Origin of the sequence: Hwangdonia seohaensis, assembly GCF_031932625.1 — a bacterium.
GTDB classification, from domain to species: Bacteria; Bacteroidota; Bacteroidia; order Flavobacteriales; family Flavobacteriaceae; genus Hwangdonia; species Hwangdonia seohaensis.
The window spans coordinates 1,191,677-1,205,048 of record NZ_JAVSCK010000001.1; the positions used below are offsets into that span (position 1 = coordinate 1,191,677).

At 35.3% G+C, this 13,372-nt stretch carries 12 protein-coding genes; 4 read left to right on the forward strand and 8 right to left on the reverse strand.

What is annotated here, in order from left to right; genetic code table 11:
• Nucleotides 1-116: 116 nt before the first annotated feature.
• Both RNZ47_RS05135 and RNZ47_RS05140 read left to right on the forward strand, forming a co-directional pair.
• On the forward strand, nt 117-911 hold the full coding sequence (locus tag RNZ47_RS05135; protein WP_311937360.1) for a DUF2797 domain-containing protein: 795 nt from the start codon (nt 117-119) through the stop codon (nt 909-911).
• Between the two features lie 67 nt (nt 912-978).
• Complete coding sequence (locus RNZ47_RS05140) at nt 979-1,203, forward strand: hypothetical protein (RefSeq protein WP_311937362.1); 225 nt, start codon at nt 979-981, stop codon at nt 1,201-1,203.
• Nucleotides 1,204-1,399: 196 nt separating this feature from the next.
• On the opposite strand, the gene rpsU is transcribed toward RNZ47_RS05140, so the two are convergent.
• From rpsU to RNZ47_RS05165, 5 genes are all read right to left on the reverse strand, one after another.
• Entirely contained in the window at nt 1,400-1,594 is a 195-nt protein-coding gene (gene rpsU, locus RNZ47_RS05145; RefSeq protein ID WP_311937365.1) for a 30S ribosomal protein S21, read from the reverse strand.
• Nucleotides 1,595-1,626: 32 nt separating this feature from the next.
• Nucleotides 1,627-2,490, reverse strand: a complete 864-nt coding sequence (locus tag RNZ47_RS05150; protein WP_311937367.1) for a sigma-70 family RNA polymerase sigma factor — start codon at nt 2,488-2,490, stop codon at nt 1,627-1,629.
• Between the two features lie 265 nt (nt 2,491-2,755).
• Nucleotides 2,756-5,425: an AsmA-like C-terminal region-containing protein gene (locus RNZ47_RS05155; protein ID WP_311937370.1), complete on the reverse strand. Its 2,670-nt coding sequence runs from the start codon at nt 5,423-5,425 to the stop codon at nt 2,756-2,758.
• 108 nt (nt 5,426-5,533) lie between these two features.
• Nucleotides 5,534-6,238, reverse strand: a complete 705-nt coding sequence (locus RNZ47_RS05160) for a queuosine precursor transporter (protein ID WP_311937372.1) — start codon at nt 6,236-6,238, stop codon at nt 5,534-5,536.
• A 176-nt stretch (nt 6,239-6,414) separates the two neighbouring features.
• Entirely contained in the window at nt 6,415-6,711 is a 297-nt protein-coding gene (locus tag RNZ47_RS05165) for a GIY-YIG nuclease family protein (protein ID WP_311937375.1), read from the reverse strand.
• Between the two features lie 212 nt (nt 6,712-6,923).
• Here RNZ47_RS05165 and folK point away from each other — a divergent pair, with 212 nt between their 5' ends.
• The gene (gene folK / locus RNZ47_RS05170) at nt 6,924-8,054 is read left to right on the forward strand and encodes a 2-amino-4-hydroxy-6-hydroxymethyldihydropteridine diphosphokinase (RefSeq protein WP_311937378.1); all 1,131 of its coding nucleotides are present in this window, start codon (nt 6,924-6,926) and stop codon (nt 8,052-8,054) included.
• Between the two features lie 214 nt (nt 8,055-8,268).
• Here the strand turns inward: folK and RNZ47_RS05175 are convergent, their stop codons facing one another.
• From RNZ47_RS05175 to RNZ47_RS05185, 3 genes are all read right to left on the reverse strand, one after another.
• Complete coding sequence (locus RNZ47_RS05175) at nt 8,269-8,793, reverse strand: T6SS immunity protein Tdi1 domain-containing protein (RefSeq protein WP_311937380.1); 525 nt, start codon at nt 8,791-8,793, stop codon at nt 8,269-8,271.
• Nucleotides 8,794-9,244: 451 nt separating this feature from the next.
• Complete coding sequence (locus tag RNZ47_RS05180) at nt 9,245-9,904, reverse strand: class I SAM-dependent methyltransferase (RefSeq protein WP_311937383.1); 660 nt, start codon at nt 9,902-9,904, stop codon at nt 9,245-9,247.
• The gene (locus RNZ47_RS05185) at nt 9,897-10,433 is read right to left on the reverse strand and encodes an RNA methyltransferase (protein ID WP_311937387.1); all 537 of its coding nucleotides are present in this window, start codon (nt 10,431-10,433) and stop codon (nt 9,897-9,899) included. Before RNZ47_RS05185 ends, RNZ47_RS05180 begins: the two co-directional genes overlap by 8 nt.
• Before the next feature lie 235 nt (nt 10,434-10,668).
• On the opposite strand from RNZ47_RS05185, the gene mutS reads away from it, so the two are divergent.
• A complete protein-coding gene (gene mutS, locus RNZ47_RS05190) occupies nt 10,669-13,281 on the forward strand; it encodes a DNA mismatch repair protein MutS (protein WP_311937391.1) in 2,613 nt (870 codons plus the stop codon).
• Nucleotides 13,282-13,372: the final 91 nt, after the last annotated feature.

Consider the following 13,372-nt stretch of genomic DNA (forward strand, 5'->3'; position numbering starts at 1 on the left):
TGCGTATCAAAAATTAACATTTAGGTTTTTCAAATAAATGTTTGAAATTTTGATGCGAATTCCTGAATGTGATAAAATTTTTGTTACATTCTGAAACAATTAAAAATTTTAAACAGATGACCTACCAAGGTGTTTTAACAAAAATGGAAACAGAGTTTTCGCAACCCATTCAATATTATTTGGTGTTTGAAAACGATTTTTTAAACATGAATCAGCTGTTGAACAAAACCATAACTATGCAATTTGTTAAATATCAGTGTTTAAATTGCGGATTGGATAAGCCCATTTACCGACAAGGCTTTGATAAGCAATGTTTTTTTGAAGTGCCTCAAGCGGCAGATTGGATTATGCGCCCCGAATTAAGTACGGCACATTTGGGTAAAGAAGACCGCGATTTGGCCTATGAAAAGAAAGTACAGTTGCAGCCACACATTGTGTATTTGGCAAATTCCAGTAACGTAAAAGTTGGAGTTACCCGAAAACAGCAAGTGCCGACACGTTGGATAGATCAAGGCGCACACGAAGCCATTGAAATTGTAGAAGTACCAAACAGGTATTTGGCAGGTATAACCGAAGTAGCTTTAAAAGACCATGTGGCCGATAAAACCAACTGGCGGAAAATGCTTAAAAACGATGTGGAAGATGAAGATTTAGTAGAGTGGCGTGAGCGACTGAAGCAATACATTCCGGATGAGGCTAAAGACTATTTTATCGAAAATAATACGGAAACAAACATAGATTTCCCTGTTTATAAATATCCTTTAAAACCTAAAAGCTTGAATATTATCAAGCAGCAACAATACACTGGAACGTTGGTTGGATTAAAAGGCCAATATTTAATATTTGAAGACGATACCGTTTTTAATATTCGGGCAAACGAAGGTTTGGTTGTTCAAATAAGCTTGCCGTAGTTATATACTATTTTTAACGCTGTAAATTTTCATAAAACCCTGTTATTTAGTAAATTGAAAGTAAAAAATGAAAATTACAGGTATATTTTATGTTGTTATTGCAACACTCTTGTTGGTAACGTTAACCATTATGGCGTCACTAAACATGCCTTTTAACTGGGTGTTTTATCTTATGTGTTTCGGGCAGCTTTTTGTGGTTATTACGGTTTATAAGGTTTTAAAAGACAATTATACAACCACTAAAACTTTTGATGATTTTTATGAAGACAACCCTATAGGCTATAGAAGCTAGCCGTTTTTTAAAAGCATGTTGGAACCTTTGGAAATTTACTGATAAAGCGGCTGTCTAAAAAAAAAGTGAATATTTAGCCTAAACGATAGTTTGAATGCACAGATTTTATTGCATTGAAAAATTGGCTTAGCTCAAATTAACAAGCATTAAGCCCTTTTTTTAGACAGCCTTTATGTTTTGTAAAGAAACTAGAAAACTATATATCTTCTTGATCTCGTAACTTTTGAATGTAAGCGGCTTTTTGAATTTCGCGACGTCTTTTCACTGAAGGTTTAGTAAAAAACTGTCCGTCTCTTAAATTCTGCATAACTTTAATGTTACGGTGTTTTCTTTTGTAACGTTTTAAGGCGCGTTCGATGTTTTCGCCATCTTTTACAATAATTTTTAGCATATATTTTTATTAATAGTTTTGTGTTTTTAGGACTATCCTAAATACGTTTTTAATACTTTACTTTTAGAGGTATGTCGCAATCTGCGAATGCCTTTTTCTTTAATTTGTCTTACCCGTTCGCGTGTTAATCCAAACGAAATGCCTATTTCCTGTAGGCTCATCGGGTGCTTTTTACTTATGCCGTAATAGTTTCGTATTACCTCTGCCTCTTTTTCAGATAGGGTGTCTAATGCTCTATTTAACTCAATGTTTAAGGAATCTCTCATTAAACCATTATCTGGTTTAGGCGATTCATCAGACATTACAACATCATACAAACTAAATGTTTCTCCTTCTTTCAAAGGCGCATCCATTGAAACGTGTCTGCCAGAAATCTTCATAGATTGCTTTACGTTTTTAACCGAAAGGTCTAGATTATTAGCAATTTCTTCAGCACTCGGCGCTCTTTCGTGCTCTTGTTCTAAAAATGAATAAGCCTTGTTTATTTTATTTATAGAACCAATTTTGTTCAAAGGTAATCTAACTATTCGAGATTGTTCTGCTAAAGCTTGAAGAATTGCTTGTCGAATCCACCAAACGGCATAAGAAATAAATTTAAAACCTCTAGTTTCATCAAAACGTTTAGCCGCTTTTACCAAGCCTGCGTTACCTTCGTTAATTAAATCTGGTAATGACAGACCTTGATTTTGGTATTGTTTTGAGACTGAAACAACAAAACGCAAGTTAGCGGTTGTAAGTGTATCTAATGCTTTTTGATCGCCTTGGCGAATTCTTTGCGCCAACTCCACTTCTTCGTCTGCGGTAATTAACGGTATTTTGCTAATATCTTGTAGATATTTATCAAGCGATTTAGACTCTCTATTAGTAACTTGTTTAGTGATTTTTAATTGCCTCATATCTATTTATATAAAATTTAAATAATTTTCGCCATACAACATAACTTTATATTTTATAAAACCTAATTTTTAACCATTTTTTATGTAAAAACGGGCAAAAACGAACAAAATTTAGTGTTTTTTTAAAGATTTTGGGCAATTTTGAACGATTTAGGGTATTTGTATTCCAAAATTGAAGCCTTCAAATAATTTTAGATAAACACTTCATTCCATTATATTTAATAAAAATATTGTGCGAATGATAAATTTGGGCAATTCCTAGCAACTAATTAACCGTATCCGTTGCTTTTTTCTTTTTACCCAATAAACCTCCAAGCACGTTTTTAACCGCATCATTGGTATTTGTTTTTGTAGAATCTGTTGGTGTTTTGTTTTTATTGATAATACCACCTAAAACATCTTTAACCGTGTTGTTTTGTTCTTTTTTAAGCGAGTCGGTTTTGGTTTTATTGTTGCCAATAACATCGCCAATTAAATCCTTGACCTTGTCTTTGCCTTGATTTAATAATTTTTGTTTTTCAATCTCAATAAGTTGTTTTGTTAGGCTGCTAATGCCACTGGTTAAATCGGTTTTTACGGTCGGACTCGTGTAAGAGCCACCAATATTGGCCGTAACCGGAATGGCGATATTTTTAGCTTCTTCGGTATTGATTCTTCCGATTAATTGATTGATCTCACCGCCTAAATATTTTGCGGGTACGTTAAAAATAGCGCTGTAATTTAGGGTTTTATCGAAACCGTGGGAGCCCGAAACGTTAATTACAATATCATCGTATTTTATTTGAAATGGATTTACGCTTACTTGTCCGTTGGCGAATTCCAGTTTGGTTTTTAAATCCTTTAAATCCAATTTTTTAAAGTCTATAAAATTTAGTGCGCCTTCAAGTTTTGTCATCAATTCACTTTGGTTTGCGCCAATTCGAGTTGCTAATAATTCCGCGAAAGCGTTACCGGACATGCTACCCAAATCGGGTGAAAATGTTTCGTCTAATTTACCCGAAAGATTAATGGTTGTATTTAATTTACCAGCGAGCAATTTGGCTACGGGAGCTAAATTTTGAAGCAATTCCATGTTGTTAAACGATTGCGCAATATCAAACCCATTGGCGCCCAAATTCAAATTAAAAGTGGGTGTTTCGCTTTTTGTTGACACATCGCCGGTAATCGATAACGCACCGTCAAATATACTGGAGGTCATGTTCTTTAAGGTGGCTTGCTGGTCTTTAATTAACAGCGTGCCTTTAACATCCTTTAAATTTAAATTGTCGTAAACCACGGTTTTGGCATCGGCATTAATGGTACAATCCAAAAAGGCGGGAATTTTTAGCGATTCGGTATTTGATGTCGTTTTGTTTTCAGCGGAAGCTTCATCTTCCGACATGAAATCACTCACTTTAAATACGTTGGAATTCACGTTAAAATTCCCTTGCAAGGTGTTGTCGCTTAATAAAAAACCCAGTAGATTTTTAATCGTTCCGGTAGCGTTTATATCGCTATCGCCCGTTTTGGCTTTAAAATGATTTAACGAAACCGTTCCCGGATTAAAGGTCATATCTGCTTTTGAAATATGAATGGGGTTTACAATATCTTCCGATGAAAATACAAAATCCGTAATGCTGGCCGAACCGTTATTTTTAATACGCTCATAAGCATTGGTTTCAATGGCTTTCATATCAAAGGAAGTATTGATTTTTCCTTTTAAAATACCGCTCAACGCATTATCCAATTCAATGGGGTACACTTTGGTAATGTTGGCTAAATTTAAAACCCCGTCAATATTGGCGTTAACCAGCATGTTTTTGGTGATGTTTTTTAAGGTTGCCGACGATTTAAATACATCGTCATCAATTTTAAAATCGAGTTTATCAATGGCTATAAACGTATCATCTACATTGCCCGTGGTGTTTTTTATTGATGTATTTATGGAAATATTGCTCACACGTTTTGGCAAATCGGGATATTTAAACGAGGCGTTGTTTGAAGTGATAGTAATGTCTAAATTAGGAATGGTTTCATCCGAATTCAACCCTTTTATAATACCGCTTATTTTAAAATCGCCCGTCGTTTGTACATCGTCAATATTTTTTGAATAGGCTTTTGGAATCACCGCCAAGAAATTTTTAAAATCAGATTCCGGGTTTTTAAAAGTGATGTCGATCTCCTGTCCGTTTTCCAACAGCTTCACAAAACCTTGAAACTCCAAAGGCAAATCGTTAATAAAACCTTTGTTTTCTTTAAAGGTGTAAATGCTGTTGTTTAAATCCAACCCAATTAAAGCATCCAATTTTACGGGGTTGTTGCTTAAATAGGTAGTGCTATCCATGGTAATGCTCAAATTGGCTTCACTTTTGGTGTTTAATTCTGACGCTTCCGCGGAAAAAATACCGTTGCCTGTATGGTTTATTTCAGATACGTGGATGATCATATTTGAAGCTTCATCCAAATACGTTAACGCACTGTTGTTGATGCTGTACTCTTCAAGATTAAAGGAAAAACTACTTGATGGTGTTTCGGTTGAAGCCTTTTCATCTGCTTTGGCAATATCATAATTAACATCGCCAAATTTATTTGTTTTTAAGGTTAATAAAACTTCGTCGGCATCAATGGAATTTACGGTTATCGGGTCGTCGTCGGCTTTTTTAAACAGCTCTTTAATAGGCATGGTAAACGCGATGTTTTTTGCGGTGGCCAACGTTTCGTCTTTAAAAGGCGCAAAATTGGTAATCACCAAATCGCTTACGCTAACATGGGCTTGCGGGAAGCTACTGATAAAACTTAGGCTAACATCGCTAAACTCCACTTTGGCATTGACGTTCTCGTTTATAAATCGCTTAACCATGTCTTTAATTTGGCCTTGAAACGCAAAAGGAATTGCAATTAAAAGTACAATGATAATTAGTAATGTAATGCCAATAATTTTTAAAGCTTTTTTCATAAAAACGAGTTTATATAAATATACGAGTGTGATTGTGTTTAAGTTTAAATAACTAAAAAGTTTAATAAAAGTTTAACCTTAACGAAAGTAATATTAACGCAAACGAAATTACAGTAAATCTATCTCTTCATTTACCTTTAGATTAAAACGTTTTCTGAATAAATAAACGCCCAAATATAAAAAAGGCGTGTCGCAAGCAGCTACAAAAACCTTAAATAAAAACCCGCTAACCAATAAGCCTTTAAAAAGGCTCCAGGGCAAAACCTCGAAAAAGCACAACAGAAAAACAACCGAAAATGTATCGACAAATTGCGATAACCATGTCGAGAAATTGTTGCGCAGCCAAAGGTATTTGCCACGGGTGAGTTTTTTCCAGAAATGATAAATTTGAATATCTACAAATTGCGCAAATAAATAGGCCGTCATGCTGGCGCCAACCGCTAAAATGGTTCGGCCAAATACTTTTGTAAAAATAGAATCGTTAATGGGCGAATCTGCAAAAGCGGGAACCACATCGGCAACATAAACAATTAATACCGAAAACAAAGAGGCAAAAATACCGGTAACCACTACTTGATTTGCCCGCTTTTTACCGTAAATCTCGCTAATTAAATCGGTGATTAAAAAGGTAATGGGATAGGGTAAAATACCAACCGACACAATAAAAAGTTTGCTCCCAAAAACCTCAATGTCCAACGGGTGCCAATAAAAAAACTTTTGAAAAATCAAGTTTGAAACCACCAACGATGTTATAAACAGCGCCCCTAAAAGCATGTAAATACGCTGTGCCGCAAGTTTGTCTTTTAATGTCATATAAATTGTGAATAAATAATTTGTTGTCAGTTCGAGTGATGCGACGCAGGAGCATTGTATCGAGAACTTGTTTAATTCAATATACTTATTTAATAGTTTTAAATTTTGATTTCTAAAGCTTCTCAATACAATTCCGATAAAAAAAATCGGAATCACTCGAAGCGATATAACGAGAACTAAGGTTTGTTAAATTTCTTTTTGGCTAAGTTAGGAAGCTTATCGAAATCATTATTAATTAATGCTTCTTTTTTAGCTCGGGACCATTTTTTGATTTGTTTTTCGGTTGCAATAGCCAAATCGATATTTGTGAATTCTGCATAAAATTCTAAATGAATTGGTCTCCGTTCAAAAGTGTAACTATCATTATATTTTCCAGATTTATGTTCAGCAATTCGCTTAGTTAAATTAGATGTTATGCCTGTGTAATACGTGTTGTCTGAACATTTTAAAATATAAACATAATAGATTTTCATAGTTATAAAGTTGAAAATTCTAGACTTCTCGATACAATTCCGATAAAAAAATCGGAATCACTCGAAGTGACATTCGTTATTAATTATTATTAGTTCTATACAAGTTTCAGTGGTGCCACACAAGAGCATTGTTTCGGGAACTAATAATTGTGAATAAATCATTAATGTAAATATAAAGTAAACCATTTACTTTTAGTTAATTTGCTTTCTCAATGAAAAAACCAACTACATTTTATATTGCATTAGGCAGCAACAAAGGCGATAAATTTAAAAATTTACAAAACGCCATGGATGCCATTCATAAAAAGATAGGGCATATAAAACTGATTTCGAAAGTTTATAAATCGCCTGCCTTTGGTTTTGAAAGTGATGACTTTTTTAATGCCTGCGCGGTATTGGAATCGTATTTGAGCGCGGAACAGGTGTTACAGGAACTACTGTCTATTGAAACCGCTTTAGGGCGCACCCGAAAAAAAAGAGCGGGTTATGAAGCCCGAACCATTGATTTGGACATTGTTTTTGCCGAAACCCAAATTATCGATACCCAAACACTTCAAGTGCCGCATCCCGAAATGGAAAAACGCAGGTTTGTACTGCAACCGCTTAACGATATTGCATCTAAAATAAAGCACCCCAAAAACCATAAAGTCGTCTCGGTTTTGTTGGCGGAATGTGAAGACGAATCGGTTTTGGAACCCATTAATATTTGGTTGAAAAATCCGAGCAAAGTCTATGATTTTTCAAAATACAACTACATTGCCATTGAGGGGAATATTGGCGCCGGAAAAACCAGTTTAGCTACTAAAATGGCGCACGATTTTAATGCGAAACTTATTTTAGAACGTTTTGCCGATAATCCGTTTTTGCCTAAATTTTACGAAGATGCACAGCGTTACGCCTTTACTTTGGAGATGAGTTTTTTGGCCGATCGCTACCAGCAAATATCAGACGATTTGGCGCAACTCGATTTGTTTAAAGATTTTATCGTGAGCGATTACGACGTGTTTAAATCGCTTATTTTCTCAAAGATTACTTTGGCTGAAGATGAGTTTATGTTATACCGAAAGCTTTTTAATTTGATGTACAAAGATTTAAAAAAGCCTGAATTATACGTGTATTTGTATCAAAACACCGAACGGTTGCAACAAAACATTAAAAAACGCGGACGCGATTACGAGCAGAATATAGACAACGAATACCTGGAAAAAATAAACGCGGGTTATTTGGAATTTTTAAAAACCCAAAGCGATTTTAATGTAAAAATCATTGATATTTCCGACAGGGATTTTGTTGAAAATCGAGGGGATTATTTATGGGTTTTGGATGAGATTTGTGGGATGTGATTTTGGAGTTCCGCTTATCGGTTTTGTATATGAAACGTAGCGTGTAAAAAGACACTAACTTTTCGGATTAATATAGAGCCAAATTTTTATATTTTGTTTTAGTTTTTCTCTTTTTAAAGCCAAATTAAAAATTTGGCGGACTTTCTAAATATAAAAAACCTTTCGGTTTTGTACTTATTAGCTATGTTTTATACATCGTGTTGTAAAACGTTTTTTATTCGGTTGTTGTTAAATTGACTTTTGTTCCGTCTGGCAAATCTTTAATTTGTTTATGAATTTGTCCGCTTAATTCGAAATGAACTTCAATATCAGTTAATTCAAAATTTTCTGGCTCATATTCTCCACCTAAAACGGGCAATTTTTTATATCCGTAAAGATGCTTTTCGGTTAACTCAAGTCCGCTTTCTTTTAATTTTTCTATAAGTCCAATTAAAAACCATTCGTCAACTTGTTCACTGTCTTTTAGTTTAGATTTAAACTCTTCGATGTTGTCAGCCACTTTTTCGAAAATTCCCTCTCCAACATTAAGCCAAAAGCAGAACCCTTTTTCATCAGCAAGAAATAAATCCCCAATACTAGACATTAAAATTGGTTTTTTATCAGTTCCGATTAACCAACTCCAACTTTCTGTCAACCGATTTTGGTCAATGTGTTTAAAATCAATCTTTAAGTCGTTCCAAGTAATTTTCATTATTCGTAGATTTTCCCAATATAAATTATTTCTGCAAAATTTTTCCAACTTGCCTCTTCAGAAAACCCACTGTCCTTTGTGCCAGCGTGTATAGCATCAAGAAGTGAAGCAATATCATTATGTTCCCAACCATTATGTCCGGATGAATAAGGTGATGATGGTTCTAATTTTCTTTTTCGTCTTCCTCTCTTTTGTCAAGCATTAGAGCTTTGATAAATTCAAGAAAAGTATCTAAGGAGTTAACTCTTTCTATTAGTTTAAATGGTTCCAATCAGTTTTTCATTAAATGTTTTACCATGGTTTTTGCATATCAATCTGTTTCAATGATTAATATCCACCGATAAGCGAAGTTAATTTTTTTTAAAATTAGAACCAAGTTGAATTGTAAGTTAATTTTGTCATTCCTGCGAAGGCAGGAATCTACATTTCAGTTTCGATTATTATTGGATTCCGTGTCAAGCACGGAATGACAAAAACGAGTTCACTCAAAAAACCACCGCTAAAACACCTCAAACAACGTCGTTACAATACGTCCTTTTTTATCATCCAAAACATACTTGTTAAGTTGTTTTTCATTTTTAATCTTAAAATTAAAAGGCGCTTCCAAAATGTTAACACCGCTGTTTTGTTTTAGCCGAATCCCTTGCCCGGAAATGATGTCTTTGTTCGGGGTAAAGTTACCCAAAGGTATATGTTCCGTTAGAATGATGTATTTATAAGTTTTTAATTTTTTTAAAATGTTTTGTATTTCAGCATTCGATAAATGCTGCAAAACTTGCCGTAAAATAACGCAGTCTGCTTGGGGGAGTGCTTCTTTTGAAATATCCAAATAGCGAAACTCTAAGTTGTCTTCTTTAAATAATGTTTTATTTCTTTCAATAAGGGATTCAACAATATCTACGGCACTATATTTTTTAGTGTATTTGGTGAGTTGCTTGCCGATATTAAAATCGCCACAACCTAAATCGCATACCGTTAGCGGGTTTGTAAAAGATTTTAAAAATGTGGAGACCGCCTCTAAATATGGCTTTGTGATTTCTGGATTGTGCGAGCCTTCTCCCGAATAAAAATCGGTCTCGTTTCCGCCCCAAAGATGCCTTTCGTAAATTTGATGCATCACTGCTTTTGTGGGCCAAGGCTGTTTTGGTTTTTTAGTCACTGCAATTAAGTTTGCTAAACAAATCCCAAACCACAACGCCACAGCTCACCGAAATATTTAAAGAATGTTTGGTGCCAAATTGAGGAATTTCAATAACCACATCGCTAATGTTTACCACATTTTGGGCAACACCTTTTACCTCGTTGCCAAAAACCAAGGCGTATTTGGTGTTGGGTAAAACTGTAAAATCGTTAAGCATGGTGGCATTTTCGGCCTGCTCAATCGCACATATTTTTACGTTTTCGGCTTTAAGTTTTTCAACCACATCTAAAGTGTTTTCGGCGTATTCCCAATCTACCGTTTCGGTACTTCCCAATGCGGTTTTATGTATGTCTTTATGCGGAGGCGTTGCCGTAATGCCACACAAATAAATTTTTTCGATTAAAAAGGCGTCACTGGTTCGAAAAACCGAACCAATGTTATTTAAGCTTCTAATGTTGTCGAGAATAATGATTAACGGTGTTTTTTGGGCGTCTTTAAAAGCATGAATGCTTAATCGGTCTAATTCGCTATTTTTTAGTTTGCGCATTGAATATCGTTTTTTTATTTCCGCGAAGGCGGAAATCTTAATTTTATTTATTCGCCATGAAAGCACGGATATTTTCTTAAACCCATACAAATCTTTTCAAGTCAATCATTCGTGTATTCGCAGCGACCTAAAAGTTAGTATTTTGTTAATAATTGTAGATAACTTCTAGCGTTTCGGCTTAAAAAAACATCAATAATTAATTACATTAGCAAACTTACTTAAAAACAAAATTCCGTTGGCAAAAAAATCAAAAAAAGAAACACCGTTAATGAAACAGTACAACGCCATTAAGGCCAAGTATCCTGATGCTTTGTTGTTGTTTCGTGTTGGCGATTTTTATGAAACCTTTGGAAGTGATGCCGTAAAAACGGCGGGTATTTTAGGTATTATTTTAACCAAACGCGGTGCAGGTAGCGAAAGCGAAATTGAGTTGGCCGGTTTTCCGCACCACTCGTTAAACACGTATTTGCCTAAGTTGGTAAAAGCGGGCGAGCGGGTTGCTATTTGCGATCAGCTTGAAGACCCAAAGCAAACCAAAACCATTGTAAAACGTGGTGTTACCGAATTGGTTACGCCTGGTGTGGCTTTAAACGATGAGGTCTTAATATCGAAATCCAACAACTTTTTATGTTCGGTGTATTTTGAAAAAAAATATATTGGCATTTCGTTTTTGGATATTTCAACAGGCGAATTTTTAACCTCGCAAGGCAATGCGGAATATATCGATAAGTTACTTCAAAATTTCAGCCCGAGCGAAGTGTTGGTGTCCAAACAAAAGCGCACTCTTTTTAACGACACCTTTGGCGACGATTTTCATACCTTTTATTTAGAGGATTGGGTCTATCAAACCGATTATGCCTACGAAACCCTAACCAAACATTTCAACACAAAAACGCTTAAAGGCTTCGGTATTGAAGATTTGTACGAAGGCATTATTGCATCAGGTTCTATTTTGCATTATTTGGGCGAAACGCAACATAATAAATTGCAGCACATTACTTCAATTTCTAGAATAGCGGAAGATGATTATGTGTGGATGGACAAATTCACCATCCGGAATTTAGAGCTTTATCACTCTACAAATAACAATGCCGTAACGCTATTAAATGTGATTGATAAAACCATTTCGCCCATGGGCGGCAGGTTGTTAAAACGCTGGTTGGCATTGCCTTTGAAACATGTTGAAAAAATAAAACAGCGACACGAAGTGGTTAGTTTTTTGACCAAAGACAAATCAACGCTTCAAAAAATTCAGAATCACATCAAGCATATTGGCGATTTAGAACGTTTAATTTCTAAGGTGGCCACAGAAAAAGTAAATCCGCGCGAGGTTATTCAGCTTAAAAATTCTTTAGAAGCTATTGTGCCCATAAAGGCGTTGGCTTCAAATTGTGATAACGAATCGCTTAAAATTATTGGCGATAAATTACAAGGTTGCGATGTGCTTCGTGAGAAAATAAAGGAAACTTTAAATGAAGAAGCACCCGTTAATGTTTTAAAAGGAAATAGTATTGCTGTTGGATTTTCTTCGGAATTGGACGAGTTAAGGGCGTTGTCAAAATCCGGAAAAAATTATTTGGATGCTATGTTGGAGCGCGAGAGTGAGCGCACGGGCATTACATCGCTTAAAATAGCCTCGAATAACGTGTTCGGGTATTATATTGAAGTCCGTAACACGCACAAAGATAAAGTGCCGGAAGAGTGGATACGAAAGCAGACTTTGGTTAATGCCGAACGGTATATAACCGAAGAGCTTAAAGAGTACGAAGCCAAAATTTTAGGTGCTGAAGAACGCATTTTAGCCATTGAGCAGCAGTTGTTTTCAGAATTGGTAATTTGGTTAAATCAGTATATAAAACCCGTACAGCAAAATGCTTATTTAATTGGGCAAATAGACTGTTTATGTGGGTTTTCGCAATTGGCAAAAGAGAATAAATACAGTTATCCCACTATTGACGATTCGTTTGATTTGGATATAAAGGATGGGAGGCATCCCGTTATCGAAAAGCAATTGCCCATTGGCGAAAACTATATTGCAAACAATGTGTTTTTAGATAGAACAACACAGCAAATCATTATGATTACTGGACCTAATATGTCTGGTAAATCGGCTATTTTACGTCAAACCGCACTCATTGTTTTATTGGCGCAAATAGGAAGTTTCGTGCCGGCCAAAACCGCTCGAATTGGATTGGTGGATAAAATTTTCACAAGGGTTGGTGCCAGCGATAATATCTCGATGGGAGAATCTACGTTTATGGTAGAAATGAACGAAACGGCTTCAATATTGAATAATATTTCCGACAGAAGTTTGGTGCTTTTAGATGAAATTGGAAGAGGTACAAGTACCTATGACGGTATTTCGATTGCTTGGGCAATTAGTGAGTATTTACACGAGCATCCTGCAAAACCCAAGACCCTGTTTGCCACACATTATCACGAGTTAAATGAAATGAGCGAGACTTTTTCGCGCATAAAAAACTTTAATGTGTCTGTAAAAGAATTAAAAGACAATGTGCTTTTTTTACGAAAATTGGTTGAAGGTGGAAGCGCGCACAGTTTTGGTATTCACGTTGCAAAAATGGCGGGCATGCCACAGCAGGTTTTGCATCGTGCGAACAAAATATTAAAAAAACTAGAGCAATCGCACTCAAGTGAAGAACTCACCGATAAAGTAAAATCGTTAAACGACGAGATGCAGTTAAGCTTCTTTAATTTAGACGATCCGTTGTTGGAGAATATAAAAGAAGAAATTTTACACATTGATATTGATACACTTACACCTGTTGAAGCGCTTATGAAATTGAACGAAATTAAGCGGATGTTGGTGAAGAAAAAACAAGCGTAAAAATAATTTTATAATTTCTCTAAAAAGGCTTTGGAATTCCTAGAAATATTTTAAATTTGCATCCGCAATAGCGATATTGCTCGTTAATTAT